Annotated in this window: 19 protein-coding genes and 1 riboswitch; of the genes, 6 read left to right on the top strand and 13 right to left on the bottom strand. The window is 55.9% G+C overall.

Annotated features, from left to right (window positions below; genetic code table 11):
* Positions 1-18: 18 nt before the first annotated feature.
* From ACFFIY_RS02265 to ACFFIY_RS02250, 4 genes are all read right to left on the bottom strand, one after another.
* Positions 19-2,148, bottom strand: coding sequence for an aconitate hydratase (locus ACFFIY_RS02265; RefSeq protein WP_354196768.1), 2,130 nt, complete (start codon positions 2,146-2,148; stop codon positions 19-21).
* 136 nt (positions 2,149-2,284) lie between these two features.
* Complete coding sequence (locus ACFFIY_RS02260; RefSeq protein WP_354196766.1) at positions 2,285-3,346, bottom strand: CopD family protein; 1,062 nt, start codon at positions 3,344-3,346, stop codon at positions 2,285-2,287.
* A complete protein-coding gene (locus ACFFIY_RS02255; RefSeq protein WP_354196764.1) occupies positions 3,343-3,942 on the bottom strand; it encodes a copper resistance CopC family protein in 600 nt (199 codons plus the stop codon). The genes ACFFIY_RS02260 and ACFFIY_RS02255 overlap by 4 nt, the downstream gene beginning before the upstream one ends.
* A gap of 56 nt (positions 3,943-3,998) precedes the next feature.
* Positions 3,999-4,565 (bottom strand): DeoR family transcriptional regulator, encoded by a 567-nt coding sequence (locus ACFFIY_RS02250; protein WP_354196762.1) that lies wholly within the window; start codon positions 4,563-4,565, stop codon positions 3,999-4,001.
* Between the two features lie 246 nt (positions 4,566-4,811).
* Between ACFFIY_RS02250 and ACFFIY_RS02245 the strand changes: the two genes are divergently transcribed.
* Complete coding sequence (locus tag ACFFIY_RS02245) at positions 4,812-5,306, top strand: QueT transporter family protein (protein WP_354196760.1); 495 nt, start codon at positions 4,812-4,814, stop codon at positions 5,304-5,306.
* A 106-nt stretch (positions 5,307-5,412) separates the two neighbouring features.
* Here the strand turns inward: ACFFIY_RS02245 and ACFFIY_RS02240 are convergent, their stop codons facing one another.
* A complete protein-coding gene (locus ACFFIY_RS02240; RefSeq protein ID WP_354196758.1) occupies positions 5,413-6,570 on the bottom strand; it encodes an RNA-directed DNA polymerase in 1,158 nt (385 codons plus the stop codon).
* A gap of 260 nt (positions 6,571-6,830) precedes the next feature.
* Here ACFFIY_RS02240 and ACFFIY_RS02235 point away from each other — a divergent pair, with 260 nt between their 5' ends.
* The gene (locus ACFFIY_RS02235) at positions 6,831-8,789 is read left to right on the top strand and encodes an RNA-directed DNA polymerase (RefSeq protein ID WP_354196756.1); all 1,959 of its coding nucleotides are present in this window, start codon (positions 6,831-6,833) and stop codon (positions 8,787-8,789) included.
* Positions 8,790-8,874: 85 nt separating this feature from the next.
* On the opposite strand, the gene ACFFIY_RS02230 is transcribed toward ACFFIY_RS02235, so the two are convergent.
* From ACFFIY_RS02230 to ACFFIY_RS02220, 3 genes are read right to left on the bottom strand one after another with little or no spacing between them, the layout of a single operon-like run.
* Positions 8,875-9,867 (bottom strand): ABC transporter substrate-binding protein, encoded by a 993-nt coding sequence (locus ACFFIY_RS02230; protein WP_354196754.1) that lies wholly within the window; start codon positions 9,865-9,867, stop codon positions 8,875-8,877.
* Between the two features lie 30 nt (positions 9,868-9,897).
* On the bottom strand, positions 9,898-10,659 hold the full coding sequence (locus tag ACFFIY_RS02225; protein WP_354196752.1) for an ABC transporter permease: 762 nt from the start codon (positions 10,657-10,659) through the stop codon (positions 9,898-9,900).
* A complete protein-coding gene (locus tag ACFFIY_RS02220) occupies positions 10,643-11,428 on the bottom strand; it encodes an ABC transporter ATP-binding protein (RefSeq protein WP_354196750.1) in 786 nt (261 codons plus the stop codon). Before ACFFIY_RS02220 ends, ACFFIY_RS02225 begins: the two co-directional genes overlap by 17 nt.
* Positions 11,429-11,624: 196 nt before the next feature.
* Between ACFFIY_RS02220 and cysK the strand changes: the two genes are divergently transcribed.
* Positions 11,625-12,551: a cysteine synthase A gene (cysK, locus tag ACFFIY_RS02215; RefSeq protein WP_354196748.1), complete on the top strand. Its 927-nt coding sequence runs from the start codon at positions 11,625-11,627 to the stop codon at positions 12,549-12,551.
* A gap of 180 nt (positions 12,552-12,731) precedes the next feature.
* On the opposite strand, the gene ACFFIY_RS02210 is transcribed toward cysK, so the two are convergent.
* Entirely contained in the window at positions 12,732-13,721 is a 990-nt protein-coding gene (locus ACFFIY_RS02210) for a homoserine dehydrogenase (RefSeq protein ID WP_354196746.1), read from the bottom strand.
* Positions 13,722-13,935: 214 nt separating this feature from the next.
* Entirely contained in the window at positions 13,936-15,234 is a 1,299-nt protein-coding gene (locus ACFFIY_RS02205; RefSeq protein WP_354196744.1) for an O-acetylhomoserine aminocarboxypropyltransferase/cysteine synthase family protein, read from the bottom strand.
* A 158-nt stretch (positions 15,235-15,392) separates the two neighbouring features.
* A riboswitch (SAM riboswitch) is annotated at positions 15,393-15,505 on the bottom strand.
* 142 nt (positions 15,506-15,647) lie between these two features.
* Between ACFFIY_RS02205 and ACFFIY_RS02200 the strand changes: the two genes are divergently transcribed.
* Positions 15,648-16,436: a YwqG family protein gene (locus tag ACFFIY_RS02200; protein ID WP_354196742.1), complete on the top strand. Its 789-nt coding sequence runs from the start codon at positions 15,648-15,650 to the stop codon at positions 16,434-16,436.
* Positions 16,437-16,455: 19 nt separating this feature from the next.
* A complete protein-coding gene (locus ACFFIY_RS02195; protein WP_354196740.1) occupies positions 16,456-17,097 on the top strand; it encodes a glycerol-3-phosphate acyltransferase in 642 nt (213 codons plus the stop codon).
* A 170-nt stretch (positions 17,098-17,267) separates the two neighbouring features.
* Here ACFFIY_RS02195 and ald read toward each other — a convergent pair whose 3' ends face one another.
* The 3 genes from ald to ACFFIY_RS02180 form a co-directional block, all read right to left on the bottom strand.
* A complete protein-coding gene (gene ald / locus ACFFIY_RS02190) occupies positions 17,268-18,395 on the bottom strand; it encodes an alanine dehydrogenase (protein ID WP_354196738.1) in 1,128 nt (375 codons plus the stop codon).
* A gap of 48 nt (positions 18,396-18,443) precedes the next feature.
* The gene (locus ACFFIY_RS02185; protein WP_354196736.1) at positions 18,444-19,802 is read right to left on the bottom strand and encodes an aspartate aminotransferase family protein; all 1,359 of its coding nucleotides are present in this window, start codon (positions 19,800-19,802) and stop codon (positions 18,444-18,446) included.
* 170 nt (positions 19,803-19,972) lie between these two features.
* Positions 19,973-21,433 (bottom strand): CoA-acylating methylmalonate-semialdehyde dehydrogenase, encoded by a 1,461-nt coding sequence (locus ACFFIY_RS02180; RefSeq protein WP_040226600.1) that lies wholly within the window; start codon positions 21,431-21,433, stop codon positions 19,973-19,975.
* Positions 21,434-21,582: 149 nt separating this feature from the next.
* On the opposite strand from ACFFIY_RS02180, the gene ACFFIY_RS02175 reads away from it, so the two are divergent.
* On the top strand, positions 21,583-23,220 hold the full coding sequence (locus ACFFIY_RS02175; protein ID WP_354196734.1) for a PucR family transcriptional regulator: 1,638 nt from the start codon (positions 21,583-21,585) through the stop codon (positions 23,218-23,220).
* Position 23,221 lies beyond the last annotated feature (1 nt).

Here is a 23,221-nt window from a genome sequence, read left to right as displayed (position 1 = left end):
GACGGGCGGCTGTTTGCGTCAGTCCAGGATGCGTTTGTTGCGGTCGACGTCGGCGATGCGCGGTTCTTTGTCGCCGGCGACGATGTAGCCTTTGCCGTCGCACACCGTGCAGGCGTATTGCCAGCCTTCCTCGTCGGCCTGCATGCCGGTTCCGTGGCAGGCGGTGCAGACTTCACGTTTGCCCGCCACTTCATCTCCGGCGTGCTCGCTGTTTTTCTTCACCCAGTTGATCAGCCCGCCTTCGAGCATCATGTCGATCTGGCGCGGCGAAAGGGCGTGCTGGACCGGGATCCGGCGGTTGCTGTTTTTCACGGAGATCATGAATTCATGGGACTCCCGGATTTTATTTTTCAGGTTGTCGAGCACGAGGATGTCTCCCTGCCCGAGGCTGTCGTAGTCGTCCGGATTGGAGAACGTGAGCGGCAGGATGCCGAAGTTCGCGAGGTTCTGCCAGTGGATCCTTGCAAAGTCCTTCGCCAGGGCAACACGCAGCCCGAGATAGCGCGGAGCCAGTGCGGCGTGTTCCCGGCTGGACCCCTGGCCGTAGTTGTAGCCCGCCACGATGGCGTGGCCGCCGGCGCTCCGCTGCTTCATCGCCCGTTCATAATAAGTCGGATCGATGATTTCGAATGCGAATTTGCTGATCTCCGGCAGGTTGCTCCGGTACGGCAGCACACGCGCGCCGCCGGCCAGGATTTCGTCCGTCGAGATGTTGTCTTTCATTTTAAGAAGGATCGGCACTTCCATCTTGTCGTGGAGCGGATCCATGTCCGGGATCGAGGCGATGTTCGGCCCTTTGTACAGCTCGACTTCCTTCGCCTCCTCGTAAGGCAGCGGATGGTCGAGCAGCTGCACGTCGACGGTCGGCTCTTCAGGGTCTTGGACACGCGGATACTCCATGTCGAGCGTCCGCGGATCGGTGATTTCCCCGGCGAGCGCGGAGGCTGCGGCCGTTTCCGGACTGCAGAGGAACACACTGTCCTCGAGCGTGCCGGAGCGTCCCGGGAAGTTCCGCGGCGTCGTACGGAGGCTGTTCCGGCCGGTCGCCGGCGCCTGCCCCATGCCGATGCACCCGTTGCAGCCGGCCTGATGGAGACGCGCGCCGGCCGACAGGAGATTCGCGATATGGCCTTCCTTCACAAGGTCCGTGAGCAGCTGACGGGAAGTCGGGTTGATGTCGAACGACACATGATCCGGAACCCGCCGGCCCTCGACGATCTTGGAGGCGACGGCAAAATCGCGGTAGCCCGGGTTCGCCGAAGAGCCGATGTACGACTGATAAATCGGTTCGCCCGCCACTTCGCTCACCGGGACGACATTGCCCGGGCTCGACGGCCTGGCGATGAGCGGCTCCAGCTCGGACAGATTGATTTCATCATGGAGATCGTATTCGGCGCCTTCGTCCGCCACGAGCTCGACCCAGTCTGCCTCGCGGCCCTGGGTTTTCAGGAAATGCCGGATTTCTTCGTCGGACGGGAAGACGGTCGTCGTCGCCCCGAGCTCTGCGCCCATATTGGCGATGACATGGCGGTCCATCGCGGTCAGGTTTTGCAGGCCCGGCCCGTAATACTCGATGATCTTCCCGACGCCGCCCTTCACGTCATGACGTCGGAGCATTTCCAGGATGACGTCCTTCGCGCTCACCCAGTCCGGCAGCTCGCCAGTCAAGTAAACACCCCATACTTGCGGCATTTTAATGTAGATCGGTTCCCCGGCGATCGCCATCGCGACATCAATGCCGCCTGCGCCCATCGCCAGCATGCCCATGGAACCGTTGGCACACGTATGGCTGTCCGATCCGAGCAGCGTCTTGCCCGGAACCGCGAGCCGCTGCATGTGGACCGGGTGGCTGACGCCGTTGCCCGGCCGGCTGTAATAAAGCCCGAACCTCCGCGTGGCACTTTGCAGGAACAGATGATCATCCGCGTTTTTGTTGTCGACCTGGATGACGTTGTGATCGACGTACTGGGCCGAGGCTTCCGTCTGCGCCCGGTCGATCCCCATCGCTTCCAGCTCCAGCATGACCATCGTGCCGGTCGCATCCTGCGTGAGCGTCTGGTCGATCTTCAGGCCGATCTCCTCTCCGGGCACCATCTCCCCCGACAGCAGATGCGACTTGATCAGTTTCTGGGTCACGTTCATTTTCATGCGCCTTCCTCCTCTTTCTTTCATTCAGAATTAAGATTCAGCTGCACCGAAAAATGCACAATAAAGCCCCGGGTTCCCGGGGCCATGTCAAAATCAAACCTATTTGTAAGTTACCCTGACTTGGCCGTTTGAAACATCAAAAAGAAACGAGGAGCATCAGACCAAGATAGGCGGCCGCGATGAAGCCGATGCCCGCTGCCGCGCCGGTCCAGCCGGGAAGCTGCCGCCGCTCGGCAAGCGGGATGAGAGCGAGGCAAAGAAGGGCGACAACGAGCGCGGCGATGCCGTCCGCTTCCGGCCTGAACTGCGCCCGGACCGGGGCTTCCACGGCACCGGTCATCCACTCGGTGAACGGCGCCTGGCCTTCCGTTTTGAACGTTTTGTCCAAGTCATGGGGCGGCGCCAGCTTGCTCATGAAGGAAGTGAACAGCAGCACGAGGCCGAGCAGGAGGCTTTCCACTTTGAGCCATGCGGAGGCCGGACGGGTTTTATCTGCCAGGAAACCGTTGATCGCCGCCGCAGCGAGCAGCGGGATGATGCCGAGATGCTTGAGGAGCAGCATCTGGCCGTACGGCAGGATCCAGGAAGCCGCATAGTCGCCCGCTTTCATGGCGAGCAGCATGAGGAAGATCCCGGTGCCGATGATGACGGCCATGAACGAGGCGGCGAGCGGCGTGAACCATTTCAGGAAGCCCCGCCAGTCCGGGACGGCCGCCGGCTTCCAGGCGACGAGCAGCACGATTCCCGCCCAGGCCGACAGAAGGGTCAGGTGGACGGCGTGACCGATGAATCCGGTCACTTCTTCGATCGTCGCCGAATGGCTGCCGTAGGCGATCGCGGTGAATGAAGCGGCGGCCAGGACAGCCTGGATCCAGCGACTGGCGCCGAAACGGATGGTGAGCAGGAGCAGCACCGCGCCCGCCGAAACGAGCAGAAAGCTGTGACCGGCCCGGAAGCCGGTGGAAATATCGGCAAAAGCCCGCATCCGCCGTCCTTCTCCCGCAAGGAGGAAGGTCAGCTGGACAACGGGCGCTGCCGCAAGTATCGGGATGGCCACGCAAAGCAGCGACGAGGCAACAGGCGGAAGCGCCGCCTCGCGCCCTTTGCCGGCGGGAGCGAACCGAAGGGCCACACTCCCGGCGATGAAGGCCATCACCGCGTAAAGCAGAAAGTCGGACAGTGCCGTGTAGGCGGTCATTTCTTCCGGCGGAATGCCATGGCGATCAGTGCGATCAAGACGATGGCGGCAGCGATGAGGCCGATGGTCAGGGCGGTGTTTCCTCCGGATTCGGCTTTCTTGTCATTGTCTCCCTGAAGTGAATCGGTGTTGCCTTCCTTTTCCGCCTGGTCCACCGCTTTGTCTCCGGCATCGTTGTCCAGCGGGTCTTCCGCGTTGTCAGGCTCCACCGTCTGGGTTTCGTCGGCTTCCTCATCCGCGGTCTTGCCGCCTTGGTTGGAGGCCGTGAATTTCACTTCTCCTTCGATCGGGTGGCCGTCTTCGCTGATGACATTGTACTTGACCGTCCAATCCCCGTCGGTCAGGGGCTCTGCAGGCGTTGCAGTCATCACGTTTTCGTTCACTTGGATGTCCTTGAGCTCCACCTCGCCGTCCGGGCCGCTCAGCGTCATCTTGCTTTCGCCTTCAATGCCTCCGCTGAACGTCAGCGTCACGACCTTGACCGGTTCGTCCGCCGTCGATCCGTCTTCGGGATCCGATGTCTCCAGGTTGGAGTGGGCCATGGCGGCGGCCGGTGCCGCAAAAACGAGGATGATTGCCAAAATCCATTTTTTCATAAATCATTCTGCCTCCGATCGGTTGATAAGTTTAATTTGTGCAAAACGCCGAGGGGTTATCCATGGCATCCGGTGCCGTCCATGCGTTCCCGGATTGCCCGGATGGCGTCGTCCAGCCCATGCGCCGTTCCGCCGAACCCGGATCGGAAGCGCTCCGCCTCTTTTCGCGAATGAAACACGAGGACTTGCGGCTCGCAGCAGTTCAGCCGGACATCGGCACCGATGAGAAACGTGGCGGACCGGCCGCCGATCGTCATGTCGGTGAGATAGTCGCGGCAGATGATCTGGGCGATCCGGTCGGCGTCATCGGCGTACCGCAGCAGTCCGCAGTGTGCGCAGCACGCCTGCTCCACACCGTGATCCGTCCGAATAAGCTGAACGGAAAATCGGGTGTTCGTCCCTTTTCCGCAATAGACGCAATGGTCGGACCGGAGGGCGGGCTGCGGCGCCTTGGCCAGCCCTTTTGAGGTCCGGGTGAGTTTACCTTCTTCGGCGAGCGGCTGGACATCACGGTAGACGGTCATCTCCGAGACGCCCAGCCGCCGGCTCGCCTCGGACACCTTCAGCGTCCCTTCCTCTTCGAGCCATGTTAAAATTTGTTGCTGCCTTTCAACTGGAAGCAAATCAACATCTCCCTTTCAACTGATTTCCGTGCCTCCTCCCATCGTAGGCGAACGGCACGGACCGGACAAGCCGTATGAGTGAAAAGTTGTTGAGAAATGTTGAACATTCACACAAAGAAAGACGATTTCTTCCATATCCTACCCGGTTGACCCGGGGCCTAACCTGTAATAATATTAAATTTCGGGCTTTTTGCCCGCGCGGTTCGTAACCATCCCGCGAAATCAAAACTAGGGAGAGATCCATCCATGAAAATCAAAACGATGGCGATCAACGCCGTCATTGCCGCACTGTATCTGGCCGTTTCCCTGCTTATCCTGCCCTTTGGATATGGAAGCATCCAATTCAGGATCTCTGAAATGTTCAACCACCTGGTTGTCTTCAATAAAAAGTATCTGTGGGGAATTGTCCTCGGCGTCTTCATCACCAACATGTTCGCGCCGGACAAGCTGGACCTTCTATTCGGTACCTTCCATTCCCTCATCTCGCTTTCCATCACGATTTGGATCTGTCGATTTATCAAGGGGAAGACACAAGGCATGCTGGCGAACACAATAGTTTTCACTTTCACGATGATCATCATCGCAGTGGAGCTCGTCATAATCATGAAAGCTCCTCTTTCCGTGCTCTGGATTACGTGGGGCACCCTGGCACTCAGCGAATTCGCCGTTATGCTGATCGGCATTCCGCTGATCAGTGCCCTGAACAAGCGGATCGACTTCAAGCGGCTGATTGAGAACTGATGGATAGACTATAATCTTTCAAACCATAATACCTGGTCTTACTAAAGATAAAAGCGATGTCCTCAACATTAGGGGACATCGCTTTTATTATCCAAAATGTACTTCTTTATCTATAAAGATAATAAAAAAATTGCTTTGCGAAACTATCATTGTAAGAAATTTTTTTTATTCCAAGCCTTTTTTGAAGCAATTTTTTTTGTCTTAATGATAATTTCAAGTAATTATAACGTTTTTTCGGAATATCTAAAACGCTATTATAGTTAATTAAGTTAAGTAACGTCGATCTTTGAAATGAACTCAGTCTACAAGAAAATATTAAGGGCTTTATAGTTTCTAAAATTTCTTTAATTCCTTGTTCACTGTTTATATATCTATAATTATATCCTAAGCCATATTTGAACCGCTGTCCTTTTTTATCATAAGAAGTGACTCCAAAAATTATATTCTTCAACTTGTAATATAGTTTCCAAAAGTCCGATTTCGACTTGGCCCCATAATTATATTTGTTAAACAGTACTTTTATGCCTTTTATTATTTTCTTTACTTTCTCATCGGCTATTCCTATTTTCAAATTTTGATTATCACTTTTAAATGTATAACCTAGAAATTCGAATGAAAGTTCTTTCTTATTTGTCGTTGAATTATTAAAATAAGAAACCGTAGTTTTTCCTTGATTCCTCTTTAAACCCCTGATTTTTAATATTCTATCCAACTCCGCAATTAACCGATCTTTTTCTTTTATGCGCTCTCCTTCACTCTTTGCTAAATCGTAAAAGAGGAGGAATATATCGTCAACATATCTATAATACATTAAGGGTTGAAGGCTATGCTTTATTTCACGATCAACATCTTCTAAATAAAGCTCGGCTAAATGATTAGAAAACTGAAGGCCTAACGGTATTCCTTTTATTTCCTTAGAAAAGATGATTTCCTTAATGATATCTATCGAATTAACCGATAGTACATTGGCATTCATTAACTTTCTGTAAAGTTGATGTTTATTTATAGATGGGAAGAAGTTTTCTATGTCAGTCCTATAAACCACTAAATCAATTTCAGGGATTTTATATTTTAGACGATCGCCGTGAGTGATAATGCTAATTATACTTTTAACAATTTCATCCCGATTTGCCATACTTAAGTTAAACTTATTACTCAGTTCTCTTTTTACATAGTTATATCGCTTAGCCTGTTCTTCTGTAGGAACATAATACATCCTACCATTATGGTTTTTCTTTAGAGAATCTTTTATCTTAGTATTCACAATTCCACCCCTTATACACACTAACACGTACCTAGCGATGGAGCTGCTAGGTATAAGAGCTTAAAAAGCCTCTTTGGAGACTTTAAAGTTTCCATCGTGTGTGTATTCTTTTAGAGATCATCCGTGAATCACGTATAACTAAAAGAATATGTAGCGTATTAGTGTGAGTGAACGCTCCGGTTCATTTTGCGCTAGCAAAATAGCGTTCACATACTTACAATATATTATGAAATTAGTAAAATATCAACCCGGAGGATTAAATGAGAGAAAATCTTTTTTTAAGGACTGAGACGTTACCTGAGGAATTGCCATTACTCTTTAGCAACAAAGCTGTATACAGAAATTTTTCAAAAAAAGACATCGAAGAGATATGGAGGATTGATTCCAATTTCGATAAAAACAAATTTAATAAAGCATTCATTTCATTAATAACTATTCCCTATTACTTCTATATACCTAAAAACGAACTCGAAAAGAGAAAAATGTCTCTAGTTCATCCTTTAGCGCAAGTTCAAATGTTTTATTTCACCTTAAAGTACGAACAGTTAATTACTGCTTTTTGTTCTCAATCCTCATTTAGCGTTCGCTCACCAATTGCAAAGAATAGACCATTGTATAATCCAAAAAAGAAACAAGACTATTTAAACAAGAAAATGGAAGGGGAATTTAGCTTTAGCAAAGAACAAACTATTACTACCGAAGAGAACGAAATCTTGTTCTATTCTTTTTTCTCGTATAATAAATATAGAAATCTACAAGGTTTAATTAATTCGCCTAAGTTTAATAGGGATAAGTATAATTTTAATAACTTCATGAAGATAGATATTCAAAGCTTTTTCCCTAGTATTTATACTCATTCATTGGCATGGGCAATTTTTGGAGATAAACCTTTAGCGAAAAAACTAAAAAATGTTAAAGAGGCATTTGGCAATGCAATAGACAATCTTAATCAAAAAATAAATTTTAATGAAACGAACGGCATTATAGTTGGCCCAGAGTTTTCTAGGATAACATCGGAAATATTACTAACACGTCTAGATATAAATATCTTGAATACACTAACTAATAAAGGATTAAAATTAAAGAAACATTATACAATTTATAGGTTTATAGATGACTATTTTATTTTCTCTCATAACAAAGAAGTACTTTTATTAATAAAAGGCGTTATTGAAGATGAGCTTCAAGTATATAACTTGCGACTAAAACAAGACAAATTACAAATTCAAGAGAAACCTTTTAGAATCCACAAACCAGTTATAAATATTCTTAACAACTGCTTTGACATATTTAACTCAAAATTAATTCGTTATAATAATTATGTTGAGAATAACTCATCTGTCTCAAGATGGCATGAGTCAATATGGAGGAGTTTATTTGAAAATGTAGAAACCCTGTTAATCGACTACCCTAACGAAAGAACACGGATCGTAAATTACTTTTTAAAGAAAGTGCAGTCATTTATTTCTTTGAATTCCGTTACAAATAAATACAATGCATCGTATATCCTTGAACATATCGTGAATCTCTACACAATTTCTATAACTCACAAAAGTACCTCTTTAGTCATTGAAAACTTTTTAAAGGTAACTAAAAAGGTTGGTGAGGTTTCTGACTGGGACAAACAAGAAAAAAACAATAATTATTTAGACGAGAAAATATTCCAACACATTTATAGATCTTTAAAAAACAACTCCAATAAAATAGATCAAATGTATGATTTGATTGCTTTTTTGAAAGTATTAAAAAAGAAGTTGTCAAGTTCTTTCTTAATAAAAATTATCAAGAAATACAACAAAAACTACTTTGTTTTATGTTCAGTGGCTTACTACATTTTAAATGATGATAATAGTGATATTTACCGCAGTTACTTGACTGTTCAAAAGTTCTTATCCAATAATATTTTTGAGTATATAAACGAATTTGATGAAAAAGGGGATTTACCTCTTATTCTTGATTCAGAATACTTTTACGTATTAAACGACTTTTCATTCTACCCAGGATTTAATACCAAAGAAAGAAAGAACCTTAAAAACATTATTAAGAGGCAATTGAAAGACTATCATTTTAGTGATAACGAATCAAAACTTTGGCAAGAGGATGCTTTTAAAAAGATTTTGAGTAGTTCCTATTATAATTGGGGAGCAAGTAAGGATGACTTTACAAAAGAGGTCGCCAAAAAAACACTGCTTGCTTCTTCAAGAAGACTGGACTACTAACCTCTATAATATTCAATTTGTGTATAAAATGGTACGAAGCAACATGAAAGCGATGCACCCTGTAAAGGAAGCACCGCTTTTTCGTTTATTCCCCGTGGGCTACGAGTCCGTCGAACGACGGGTTTTCCTTGAGGAATTCCAGGTCGTAGGAGGAGGTGCCGAATTCTTTGAGGACGGCTTCGTTGACGTCGGTGGTGTAGGTGATCCGGTCCATTGCTTTGGAGACGATCGCCGGGTCCATTTCCTGGTGGGTCAGGTCCTTGATGGACTGGATGGCGATTTTCCGCGCTTTGTCCGGGTTGTCGTTGATGAAGTCGACGGCTTGCTGATGGGCGTCGACGAGTTTCGCCGCGAGTTCGGGCTTATCTTCGCTCAGTTTGCTGCCGGCGACGAGGACGGTGTTCGGGAGTGTGTTGCCGTACGCGATGTCGTCGGAGCTGATGATCACCTTGGCGCCGTTTTCAACGAGGATCGATCCCCACGGCTCGGGTACGGCGGCGAGGTCGACTTTGCCGGATTCGAACATGGCCGCGTAGGAAGCCGGGTTGCCGGTCACGTGGTTGAGCGTGCCGCCGATCCTCGAGGAGGCCAGTTTGTCGTTGCCGAGCTGCTGAAGATACGTTTCAAACTGGACGTCATGCGTGCAGCCGATGCCCGGCGTGATGAATGTCTTGCCCGCCATGTCTTCGACGGAATCCACGCCGCTTTTTTCACTTGCCACGACGACGGTCCCGCCCGAAGAGGCGCCGGCGAGGATTTTCACGTCCGCCCCGTTCGAGAAGTTGTTCAGGACCGGGCCCGGACCGACGAGCCCCGCGTCGATTTCGCCGGCTTTCAGTGCCGCCATGAATGTGCCGCCGTCCGGGAAGGTGATGTATTCCACGTCGACTCCCTTGCCGAGCGCCTTCTCGTAATAGCCGTTTTCCCTTGCGACCATCGCCGGGGCATGGTCGATGTTCGGGAAGTAACCGATGACCATCTTTTCCTTTGCCCCGCCTTGTGCGTTTCCGTTGCCGCCGCATGCGGCAAGCACCGCCGAGAGTCCGAGCAGCACGGCTGCCAGCCACCATTTTTTCATTTTTATTTTCCTCCTATTTAAAAGCTGTTTTCAGTAGGCCGTTTCCAGGCCCCACTTGACGCGGACTTTCCGTTCAAACTGCTGGAATAAAAGCAGGTCGACCGTGACGCCGATGATGCCGATGACGATCATGATGGCGAGCACCATGTCCATGCGGCCGAAATCGGATGCGTATTTCAATGTGTAGCCGAGCCCCGGCCCGGTGCTGAGCAGTTCGCCGGCCATGAGCGCACGCCATCCGAACGCCCAGGCGAGCCGGATGCCGGTGACAAAGTAAGGCACGGAAGCCGGCAGCAGCACGCGGAAAAACAGATCCGGTCCAGACGAGCCCATCGTCCGGGCCGCTTTGATGTAAATCGGCGAGACGTTCTGGATTCCGGTCCGCACATTGATCGTCATGACGATCGCGGCGCCGAGGACGATGATGAAGATGACCGACTTCTCGTTCAGGCCGAACCACATGATCGCAAGCGGGAGCCAGACGATGCTCGGGATGCTCTGAAGCGCGAGGATGAGCGAGCCGAGCGTCTCGTCCGCAGTCTTGGATTTGGCCAGCAGGATGCCGAGCCCCAGTCCGATCAGGAGTGCGATGACGAGTCCGGCCGCGAGACGCATGAAGCTTGCGCCGAGGTCCCGGGCGAGCGTGCCGTCGGAAATCATGTCACCGAGCGCCCGGAACACGTCGGTCGGGGCCGGCATGATGACGGGCGAGACGTTGAACAGGCGGATGGCGAGCTCCCAGACCGCGAACAGGGAAACGTAGAAGATGAGCCGCTTAATGAACAACCGCATGGCGCTGCTCCTCTTCCTCGACATTGTCTCTGTCCGTTTTGAGCAGCCGAAGGATATGCGCTTCGTATTCGGCCATTTCCTTGCCGTGCTGCGCGCGCGGCCTGCCGAGCGCGACCGGGATTTCCTCGATGATCCGGCCCGGATGGGTGCCCATCACGACAACGCGGTCGGACAGTCGGACGGCTTCCTGGATGCTGTGCGTGACAAATAGGATCGTTTTCTTTGTCTCGATCCAGATTTCCTCGAGCACATCCTGGAGCCGCATCCGCGTCTGTTCATCAAGCGCACCGAACGGCTCATCCATGAGGAGCACCGCCGGGTCCATCGCCAGCGCCCGGGCAATCGATACGCGCTGCTGCATGCCCCCGGACAGCTCATGCGGATGGTGGTTCCCGTACTGGCTGAGCTGGACGAGCCGGAGATGGCGCCGGGCGGTTTCCTGCATCTGTTCTTTGGACATGGCCCCCTTGAGCGGGAACCGGACGTTTTCTTCAACGTTCAGCCACGGGAACAGGGCCGCCTCCTGGAACACCATCCCCCGCTCTTTGCCGGGTCTGTCGATGGTCTGTCCGCCGAGCTGCAGCCGGCCGGAATCCGGGCGGGCGAGACCCGCGACGATGGACAGCAGTGTGGACTTTCCGCAGCCCGACGGACCGAGCAGGGAAACGAACTCCCCCTCCTCCATCTGCAGGTTGATGTCCCGGAGGACCTGCTCCCGCCGCCCGTCTTTCCCAAAGCTTTTTTCGACGTTTTCTATGGAAAGGAACACTGTTGATTGCACTTCCTTTGAAATTAATTTTATATAACCTATTGGAATACTAAGTTTTAAGGTTAATCATACCCCGGATTTCTGAAGTGTCAAGAATTTTTTCCCGGAAATCAAGAACATTGCCGAGCGTTTGCATATAATTTATACTGGTTTAATAGGGATTAAAATAACGTATGCAGGAAAGGCAGGATGTGCCATGAAAATTGCCTCTTCAATATTGGATTTGATCGGCAGCACGCCGGTCGTCAAACTCAACCGGCTGCCGGATCCCGGCGGCGCAGACGTGTTCATCAAGCTGGAATCGTTCAATCCGGGCGGCAGCGTGAAGGACCGCGCCGCCCTCAACATGATCGAACGCGCGGAAAAGGAAGGGAAACTTGTGCCCGGGGAAAGCACGGTCATCGAGCCGACTTCCGGGAATACCGGCATCGGCCTCGCGATGGTGTGCGCGGCAAAAGGCTACCGGTGCATCATGACGATGCCGGACAACGCGACCGAGGAGCGGGTCCGCATTTTGAAGGCCTACGGTGCGGAAGTCCATCTCACTCCTGCGGCACAGCGCATGCAGGGCGCCATCGATGAAGCGAAGCGCCTGGCAGCCGGGGAGATTGAGGGGGCTTTCATTCCGATGCAGTTTGATAACCCGGCAAACGCCGACGCCCACCGCGGCACGACGGCGCCCGAGATTCTGGATGCCTTCGACGGGCGGCTCGACGCCTTCGTGCTGACGGCGGGAACCGGCGGGACCGTCACCGGAACCGGCGAGGAATTAAAAAAGCGGATCCCGTCGCTCAAGATTTATGTCGTCGAACCGAAAGGCTCCCCCGTCCTGTCCGGCGGAGAACCCGGCCCGCACAAAATCCCGGGCACCGGCCCGGGATTCATCCCGTCGATCTTGAACCGGGACATCTACGATGAGATCTTGCTGATCGACGATGAAGACGCCCGCCGGACGGCCCGTGCGCTTGCGGCGAAAGAAGGCATCTTCGTCGGCGCCTCCGCAGCCGCCAGCGCCTACTTTGCGATGGAAGTTGCGAAAAAGCTGCCTCAAGGAGCCCGTGTGCTCTGCCTGGCCCCGGACACAGGCGAGCGGTATTTGTCGTCTGATTTGTTTCCGCAGTGAGCGGGTGTGCCCCTGGCGAGCGCGGCTTCCGGGCAGCCGGCGGATCCCGGGTGTGCGGTAACCCAAGGCGGCCCGCGCACCCCCGGCTGCCGCGGACCGCATCTTAACGTTCAGGCCGGTTTGCTTAACGTTCACAGAAAAAGCGGTGCTTCCCGTCAAAAAGGAAGCACCGCTTTTCGTTTATTCGGTTACGAGTTTTCGAAAGGGGTGTTTGAGCAGCAACACAGCCGCATCCTCGACCATAACGGTGGCGGTCGGGTACATGCCGGCGCCCGGTCCGATGGCGGTGAGCGTACCGGCGTAGGCCGTTTCAATGGCCACGGCGTTGTCGACTCCGTCAATCCCGTAGAGCGGATGGTCCGGACCGATGAGGACGGGACCGACGGACGCTTGGATCTCCCCGTCTTCGCCGCGGCGCACGTCCGCGATGTGGCGGTAGCGGAGCCCCTGACGGTCGGCGTCGACCACTTCATCGAGCGTGAGGTTGTCGATGCCGTCCATCGGCACCCGTTCCCACTCCGGTTGCTCGCCGAACGCGAGGCCGCTCAGGATCATGAGCTTGCAGAACGCGTCGAAGCCGGATACATCATTTGTCGGATCCGCCTCTGCGTAGCCGAGCTCCTGGGCTTCCTTGAGCGCATCGGCAAACGTGCACTCTTCCTTCCTCATCTTCGTGAGAATGAAGTTCGACGTGCCGTTGAGGATGCCCTGGATGCCCGTTACTTCATTGGCCAGATTGAGGTTCTCGATCGTCTTGATCACGGGAACGCCGCCCGCGACGGTGGCTTCGTAGCCGACCCCCGTGCCGAGCTCGCGGGCAAGCGCCTCGAGTGACGACCCTGCTTTCGCGTACATGACTTTATTCGCCGTGACGACATGGCATCCGGCCTTAATCGCCTGTTCCAGGTAAGTGCCGGCCGGTTCCTCGCCGACAATCGCCTCGAAGACGACCTCCAGTCCCGGAACGGCGAAGATGTCCTCAAACCGGTCCGTCACGAGCACGCCCGGCGTGTCGGGACGGGGTTTATCCAGGTTGCGCACGAGAATCGCCGCAATCTCGATCGGGGCGCCCGTCCGTGCCGCCAGCTGTTCTTTCCGTTCATTCACAATATGATAAATGCCCTGGCCGACCGTCCCGAACCCCAGGATGGCCGCTTTCACTGTCGCCATGGCGATCACCTCCAATTCCCTTCAGCTTAACAAGTTCCGCCCGGAAATAAAACCCCCGGGCGGTGATTTTTCAGAATATGCGGGCAGCCGCGGCACAGCTTGCGCCACTCGGAAGCGAACTTGCGCCACTCGCGGGCAAACTTGCGCCACTCGGGCCTCAACTTGCGCCACTCGGGCCCCAACTTGCGCCACTCGCCTCACCCGCCCCCTAAATTCAAGCCTTGACCGGCGCGGCCGCTTCGATCGCCTGTTTCAGGTCGGCGATGATGTCATCGACGTTTTCAAGGCCGATCGAGAGGCGGACGAGTTCTTCGCTCGTGCCGGTTTTCTCAAGGTCCTCCGCCGACAGCTGTTGGTGGGTCGTCGACGCCGGGTGGATGATGAGCGAGCGGGCGTCGCCGACGTTCGCGACGTGGGAGAACAGCTTCACGCCGTCGATCAGCCTGCGGCCTGCCTCCCGCCCGCCTTTGATGCCGAATACAACGACGGATCCGGCTCCGTTTTTCAGGTATTTCTTCGACAGCTCATACGACGGGTGGTCTTCAAGGCCGTTGTACTGGACCCACTCGACGGACGGGTGGTCTTGCAGCCATTTCGCCACCTTCTCCGCGTTTTCGTTGTGTCGCTGGACTCTCAGGTGAAGCGTTTCGAGCCCCTGCAGGAAGATGAACGCGTTGTCCGGGCTGAGGCACGGGCCGAAGTCGCGGAGCAACTGCACGCGGAGCCGTGTGGCGAATGCGGCGTCCGGCGTGTCGATGCCGTAGCGGAGGCCGTGGTAGGTTTCGTCCGGCTCGGTGTAGCCCGGGAAGCGGCCCTGCGTCCAGTCGAATTTGCCGGCGTCGACCGCGATGCCGCCGATCGCCGTGCCGTGGCCGCCGATCCATTTCGTGGCGGAATGCACGACGACGTCCGCCCCGAATTCGATTGGATTGGAGCCGTACGGCGAAGCGAATGTGGAGTCGATGATGAGCGGCACGCCGTTTTCATGGGCGATGTCCGCGACCGCTTCCACGTCCAGCACGTTCAGGCTCGGGTTGCCGATGATTTCGCCGTAGAGCGCCTTCGTCTTGTCGGTAATCGCCGCGCGGAAGTTTTCCGGATCGGTGGAATCGACGAACTTCACTTCGATGCCGTAGCGCGGGAGCGTCACCGCGAACAGATTGTACGTGCCGCCGTACAGATTCGCCGCCGCGACGATCTCATCGCCCGCCTGGGCCACGTTCAGGATCGAGAACGCAATCGCCGCCATGCCGGACGACAGCGCGACTGCCGCCGTGCCGCCCTCAAGTTCCGCAACGCGCTTTTCGAATGCGTCGACGGTCGGGTTCATGATGCGGGAATAAATATTGCCGGGCTCCTTCAGCGCAAACAGGTTCTGCGCGTGCTCGGTGTCACGGAATGCATACGCCGTCGTGCGGTAGACCGGGACGGCGATGGCGCCCGTCGCAGGGTCCGGCTGCTGGCCTCCGTGGACAAGGATCGTTTCCGGCTTGAATGGTTGATTGTTCGTCATGATTAAAAACCTCCTGAGAATGTGGTGCCCGGGCGGTTCGCCGCCAAAGGCCTGGAACTCGATGGATGTGCGGTGACCGGGGAGGAGGTTTTTCGGGAAATCAGAAAAACCCTCTTCGCATAAAGGAAGAGGGCCGATACAGGCAAGCTGCATCCCTCCCCTTATCTGCCAGATCCGTCTCCGGAACTGTAGGAATTAGCACCTTTGCAGGCATGGCCTGCCGGTTGCCGGGCTTCGCAGGGCCTAGTCCCTCCGCCGCTCTTGATAAGAGTGAATTCATTTAATTTTCCATCTTGGAAATCAGTATAGCCCTGTCCTCCTCCGGAAGTCAAGTGTATTTTTTCAGAATGATTGAAACCATTTGCCCGCCCGGCCGTTACAATAGGAAAGAGTTTTTCTAGGAGGCAAACGAAATGAGTTCATTGATTGAACAGCTCGCCGCAAAAGGCCTTTCCCGATATGAAAAGACGATCCGCGAATTGGTCGGCGTAGCGGTCTGCGTCAAAAAAGAAGATGCCGCGGGACCCCTTGCGCCGGGCGCATCCAAATTCGGAGGCGCCCCGGACTTGCCGCCGAATGCCGACCTTCCGCAGAACAACGGCCGGCCGCTGACACTGCTTGCGCAAATCAACCTGACGGACCTCGGCATCGCGGGGATTGATCACCCGTTCCCGAAAAGCGGCGTGCTGTCTTTTTATTACGATGTGGAAGAGCAGCCGTGGGGCAGCGGAGAGGAGGAAGAGCTCAGCGGCTGGCGGGTGCTGTTTTACGACGGCGACCCGGCGAAGCTCGAGCGCGTGGAAGTTCCGGAAGATTCGATGCTGCCGGAATTCGCGGCATCGTTTGGGCAGATGGAGTCAGTCGACACCGATGCCCTGATCGAGATGGACTTCGACGATGACGACGCAGAAGAGATTTTCGGCGTGCTCGAAAACGGCGAGCCGAAACACCAGATGCTCGGATTTCCGTTTGCGGTCCAAAACCCGGTGTTCATGGAAACCGCCCATTACTGTGACGGCGTGGAAGACTGGGACGAAGCCGAAAAAGCCGCGGATGACTATGTGCTCCTGTTCCAGATGGACAGCGACGACGACCTTGACGTCATGTGGGGCGACATGGGGATGCTTTATTTCTCGATCAAAAAAGAAGATCTTGCAGCCGGACGGTTTGACCGGACGAAGATGATCATGCAGTGCAGCTAAAGTTCCGGGAGGAGGAAGAATGATGGGTCTGTGGCTCATCCTGGCGGCGGCTGCCGGCTACCTGATCGGCTGCGTGCACGGCTCGACCGTCGCGGGCCGGCTATCCGGCGTGAATCTCAAGGAAACCGGCGTGAAAAATGCGGGCGCTTCGAATGCGGCGATCGTCCTCGGCAAAAAGTACGGCGCACTCGTCGCGGCGATCGATATCGGCAAAGGGGTCGGGGGCGTCCTGCTCGCAAAGTGGCTCGCGGCGCAGACGGGGCTCGGCGAGGTGGCCGGCGCCCTGCTCGTGTTCATCATGGCGGCGGCCGTCGTGCTCGGCCACAACTTCCCGTTTCATATGAAGTTCAGCGGCGGCAAAGGGACCGCGACCGTCATCGGTGTCCTGCTCGGATTCGACTGGAAAATCGGGCTGGCTGGACTTGCGCTGCTGATCGTCGTGTCGATCGTGACCGACTTCATCGTGTTCGGCGTTTTGATGTTATACGTGACGTTTGTCTTCACCGCGGTCGTCCTGGCACCCGGCGTCGGACCGGATCTCATCTCGGCCGGACTGTTTCTGATGGCCGTGTGGAAGCATGTGGAGAACTTCCGGCGGCTGCGGTCGGGCGAAGAAAACCGGGTGTCGGCGGTGCTCGGGAGGAAACGGCGGGCGGCGTAGCGGACGGGCGGGCGGCGGTACAATCAACGTTTTGCCGGATACAATCAACGTTTCGCCCAATACAATCAACGTTTCGCCGGATACAATCAACGTTTCCCCCAATACAATCAACGTTCCAACCAAAAACAGGCGCCCCCGAATTGAATCGGGCGGCGCCTGTGTTCATTTGCTTAATGGTTGACCGGCTCAAGGAGGTCCAGCAGGTCGGTGTGGCTGTGGCCGAGGTCGGCTGCGACGGACGGGCAGGTGACGCGGCCCGCGTGGGTGTTGAAGCCTTTGCGGAGCGGCTCGTTGTCGAGGGCGGCCTGTTTCCAGCCTTTGTTTGCGATCTGGAGCGCGTAAGGGACGGTGACGTTCGTGAGCGCCATCGTGGACGTGCGCGGGACGGCGCCCGGCATGTTGGCGACGGCGTAGTGGACGACGCCGTGCTTTTCGTATGTCGGGTCATCGTGCGTGGTGATCCGGTCGCTCGTCTCGAAGATGCCGCCCTGGTCGATCGCAATGTCGACGAGCACGGAGCCCGGCTGCATCGACTTGACCATGTCTTCCGTGACGAGCTTCGGCGCCTTCGCACCCGGGATCAGGACCGCACCGACGACGAGGTCGGAATCCTTCACGGCTTCCGCGATGTTGAACGGGTTCGACATGAGCGTCTCGATGTCGTTGCCGAACTGGTCGTCGAGCTGGCGGAGCCGCTCCGGGCTCAGGTCGATGACCGTCACCCGGGCGCCCATGCCGACTGCGACGCGCGCCGCATTCGCACCGGCCATGCCGCCGCCAATCACCGTGACTTTGCCGCGGCCGACGCCCGGCACGCCGGAGAGGAGGATCCCCTTGCCGCCGTGGTTGCGCTCGAGGAACGTGGCGCCGATCTGCGTTGCCATGCGTCCCGCCACTTCGCTCATCGGCGAAAGGAGCGGCAGCGAGCGGTTCGGCAGCTGGACCGTTTCGTAGGCGATCGCCGTCACATTTTTCTCGACGAGCGCTTTCGTCAGGCCCGGCTCCGCCGCGAGGTGAAGGTACGTGAACAAGATGAGCCCGTCACGGAAATGGCCGTACTCTTCCGGCAGCGGCTCCTTCACTTTCATGACCATGTCGGCAGCCCATGCCCCGGCAGCCGTTTCGGAGATGGTCGCCCCTTCGTTCAGGTACTCTTCATCGGTGAAGCTCGAGCCGAGGCCCGCCCCTTTCTCGATGATGACTTCGTGGCCCGCCCCGACAAGCGTGGCGACTCCGGCCGGCGTCATCGCGACGCGGTTTTCGTTGTTCTTGATTTCCTTCGGCACCCCAATTTTCATAGCCTTTCCCTCCATCGGAAAGGGAGGCACGACGCCTCCCCTCTTCTATTATTTATTTTCCTCGAATGCCTTTTTCACGACCGAGATGATGAAGTCGACGTCTTCATCGGTGCACGAAAGCGGCGGCGAGAGTGTGATGATATTGTTGTAGCCGGCGACCGTGTCCCCGTTTTTGCCGACGATGAGGCCGTTCGCCTTGCAGTCGGCGATGATCTTGCCGACGCGCGCGGCGCTTGCCGGCTCGCGCGTCTCCTTGTCTTCGACCATCTCGATCCCGAGGAGGAAGCCGATGCCGCGAACGTCGCCGACATGCGGGTGGTCCGCGAGATGCGCGAGTTCCTTGCGAAGCCGCTCGCCGTGGCGGTCCGCCTGCTCAACGAGGCCTTCGCGCTCGATGATCTCGAGGTTCTTCAGCGCGACGGCGCAGGCCGCCGGATTGCCGCCGAACGTGTTCACGTGGCGGAAGTGGCTGTTTTCCGCGCTGTCCTTGAACTTCTCGTAGATATCCTTGCGCACCGCCGTCACCGACAGCGGAAGGTACGCGCTCGTGAGGCCCTTCGCCATCGTGACGATGTCCGGCTTGATGCCGAAGTTCTGGTGGCCGAACTTCTTGCCCGTGCGGCCGAATCCGCAGATGACTTCATCGATGATCAGGAGGACGCCGTGCTTGTCGCAGATCTCCTGGACTTTCTGCACGTACACCGGATCCGGGATAAGGATGCCTCCGCCCGTGATGAGCGGCTCCATGATGACGCCGGCGATCGTCTCCTCCTGCTCCCAGATGATCTTCTGCTCAATCTCCTCGGCGCGCATGATGTTGTATTCTTCAACGCTCATGCCCTTCGGCCGGCGGTAATTGTCCGGCGGTGCCGTGTGAAGGAAGCCGGGCGCGAGCGGCTCGTATTTATACTTGCGCAGCGCCTGGCCCGTCGCGGCGAGCGCGCCCATCGAGCCGCCGTGGTACGCGCGGTACCGGCTGATGAACTTGTAGCGGGACCCTTCCCCGTTCTGCTGGTGGTACTGGCGGGCGATCTTGAACGCGACTTCATTCGCATCCGACCCCGAGTTGGAATAAAAGATCTGATAGTCATCATCAAGCCACTCGTTCAGCTTCTCGGCGAGCTCGATCGCCGGCTCATGGCCCTGCGTCATCGGCACGTAGCACAGTTCCTTCATCTGATCGTACGCCGCCTTCGCGAGCTCCTCGCGGCCGTAGCCGACGTTCACGCACCAGAGGCCGGACATGCCGTCCAGATAACGGTTCCCCTCATGGTCCGTCACCCACGCGCCTTCCCCTTTCGCCCAGATCATCGGCGGCGATTTTTCCATGTAAGGCGAAATATGGTGCCAGACGTTCTGGCGGTCCTTCTCGACGAGCGTCTGCTCTTCCTGTTTTACAGTCGTCATCATTTTCTCTCCCTTCAAGTTGGGTTGGTCGTGTCGATCAATATTTCAGGCTTCGGATGGCGCGAGTGAGGAGAGTTTCTGCTCGAGTGAGGAGAGTTCCGCTCCGAGTGAGGAGAGTTTGCCCCCGAGTGAGGAGAGTTCCCCTACCTCAGCCGCCCCTCTTCGATCTCTCAGTGCCTTTGCGTGAGCATCTTCTTCCTCGTATAGAACTCGATCCCGTCTTTGCCGTTGGCGTGCAGGTCGCCGTAGAAGGACTTTTTGTAGCCCGAGAACGGGAAGAACGCCATTGGGGCCGGGACGCCGAGGTTGACGCCGAGCATGCCGGCGTCGATGTTGTCGCGGAATTCGCGGATGGCGGAGGCGCTGTCGGTGTAGAGGCAGGCGCCGTTTGCGAAATCGGAGGCGTTCGTGAACTCGATCGCTTCTTCGAGCGTCTCCACGCGGACGATCGAGAGGACCGGGGCGAAGATTTCGTCTTGCCAGATCTTCATCTCCTGCGTGACATGGTCGAAGATCGTCGGGCCGACGAAGTAGCCGCCTCCGGAACCGGACTCGCCGCGGCCGTCGCGGACGAGGGTCGCGCCTTCTTCCACGCCGGTTTCAATGTAGCCGAGCGTGCGGTCCTTGTGCGCCGGGCGGATGACCGGTCCGAGGAAGACGCCTTCTTCCAGGCCGTTGCCGATCGTGATGTCGTCGGCCGCTTTCTTCAGGCGGTCGACAAGCTCATCCGCCACATCACCGACTGCGACGACGACCGCGGCGGCCATGCAGCGCTCGCCGGCGGAGCCGAATGCCGCTCCGGTGATGTTCTTCACGGCGTTGTCGAGGTCCGCATCCGGCAGGACGAGCGAATGGTTTTTCGCGCCGGCGAGTGCCTGGACACGCTTGCCGTGGGACGTGCCCGTTTTGTAGACGTACTCTGCGACCGGCTGCGAGCCGACGAACGAGATCGCCGGGACGTCCGGGTGCTCGAGCAGGCCGTTCACGATGTCGTGCGCCCCGTGGACGATGTTGAAGACCCCGTCCGGAAGACCCGCTTCCTTAAGAAGTTCCGCGAGCCGGTTGGCGAGGAGCGGCGTACGCTCGGACGGCTTCATGATGAACGTGTTGCCCGCCACGATGGCGAGCGGGAACATCCAGGCCGGCACCATCATCGGGAAGTTGAACGGCGTGATGCCGCCGACGACGCCGAGCGGGTAGCGGTACATGCCCGATTCGATGTTCGTCGCGATGTCCGGGAGCTGCTGGCCCATCATGAGGGACGGCGCGCCTGCCGCGAACTCGACGCACTCGATGCCGCGGAGCACTTCGCCGTGCGCTTCTGTGAGGCTCTTGCCGTTTTCGACCGTGATGAGTTTCGCGAGCTCATCCCAGTGGTCGACGAGCAGCTGCTGGTACTTGAACATGATCCGTGCGCGCTGCGGCACCGGCGTCTTCTTCCAGGTCTTGAACGCTTCCTTCGCGACCGCGACCGCCTTGTCGAGATCTTCCTTCGTCGAAACCGGAACTTCGGCGATGATTTCGCCCGTTGCCGGGTTCGGGACTTCTTCGTACCGGTCCGTGGCCGACTTTACCCATTGTCCACCGATGAAGTTTGAAAGCGTTTGCGATTTTACCGTTGTTGTTTCCATGATCTATTCCTCCCTGTGCCTTGTAAGTTGACTTGACTCGGTTCGTCGTTCATTCCATAATCAACATTACAAGCTATCAGAATGTTTGTCATTTTACATAGTGTCAAACCATCCGGTGAATTGATTGGACGGAAAGGAGAACTGAAACCATGAAAGAGATCGAACTGACCGTCCGGGACGTGCTGGCCCGGGATTCATTCCAAAAGGCGAAGCTCGTGGCGGGAGAAAAGGGGCTCGGCCGGCAAGTTCGCTGGTCGCATATTCTCGAAGTGCGGGATTTCGAGTCGCTCATCAGCGGCGGGGAGCTCATCCTGACGACCGGCATCAGCATGACGCTCGATCTCGAAACCCAGATCGCCTACATCCGGCAGCTGAATGAACTCGGCGTCTCCGCGCTCTGCGTCGAGCTGCCCAATCCGAACATCAACATCGCGCCGGAAGTCGTCTCGCTCGCCGACGAACTCGACTTCCCGCTTATCCTGTTCGACGAAGTGATCCGGTTCGTCGACCTGACGCAGGACCTGCACACGGCGATCATCAACCGGCATCACCAGATGATCTCCGAACTCGACCGGCTGTCCGGCCGGTTCATCGAGCTGTCCCTCACGTCGAACGGCATCCTGAAGATCCTTCAGGAACTGCATCAGTACTTCCGCCGGGACGTGCTGTTCATCACCGACCGGCCGTCCCACTACTTTTTTCCGTCCCATGTGAAGGAAACGGAATCGGCGATCCGCCGGCAGCTCGAGAAGGACGGGACCCTCCAGGACACCGGCCGCTACCTCGAAACGGCGCACGGCCTGTTCGCCACCGTGCCGGTCCGCGGCTTCGGCCAAGTGTGGGGCCGGCTCTGCCTGGCGATGGACGACATGCTCCATGACGATTTCTATTTCCTGATCCTCGACCGCGCGGGGCTCGCCGTCTCCCAGATTCTGCTTCGCAACCGGACCGTCGAAGAGCGCAAGCAGAACCTCGAAGACAAAGTCGTCCGCGGCCTCATCACCGGGCGGAACACCGACCCGGACACCGTCCTGTCCGCCCTCCCCGCCCAGGGCCGCAATATGTACTACCGGGTGTTCTCCATCCGGCTCGCCTCCGAGAGCATGTTCGACTCGGAGGACCTGCTGGAGGAAGAGCTCATCCAGCGCTCGTTGATCATCCGGAGCGTGTTCCAGCGCGGCGGGTTCTTCCCGGCCATCACATCGGGAAAAAGCGAACTCGTCATCCTCGCCTTCTTCATCTCCGGCGAAGATCAGCGAAACACGGCCGGCCGCTTTGAACAGATGATCCAGGAAATCCGGCAGATGCCGGAAAGTCAGTTCACCGGCTGCCGGTTCGGCGTGAGCAAAGTGTATCAGGACATCGTGGACGCAAAGCGGGCGTTCGGGGAGACGGAAGACGTCATCTCCCTCCAGAAACAGGCGGTCGCCGCCTCCCCGTTCTTCGAAAAGCTCGGCATCCACCGGCTTCTTCTGCTGCTCAAGCGGGGCGGCGAGCTGGAGCGCTATGTGGACGATTACCTCGGCCACCTCATCGCACACGACCGGCGACACGACAGCGACCTCCTTGAGACGCTCGTCGTCTACCTGGAATGCGGCGGCGTCAAAAAAGAGGCGGCGGATCGGCTGTTCATCGTCCGCCAGACCCTTTATCACCGGCTCGAAAAGCTTGAAGCCCTGCTCGGCAAGGATTTCATGGAATCCGACAACCGGCTCGCGCTGGAAGTCGCGGTCCAGGCACACCGGATGCTGGCGCGTGAACAGGATCAACCGCTTGTTACGAAATAGA

The organism is Bhargavaea ullalensis (assembly GCF_042432615.1).
Classification (GTDB): domain Bacteria; phylum Bacillota; class Bacilli; order Bacillales_A; family Planococcaceae; genus Bhargavaea; species Bhargavaea ullalensis.
The sequence above is the reverse complement of the archived record's forward strand: the minus strand, read 5'-3'. Positions and strand labels throughout refer to the sequence as shown.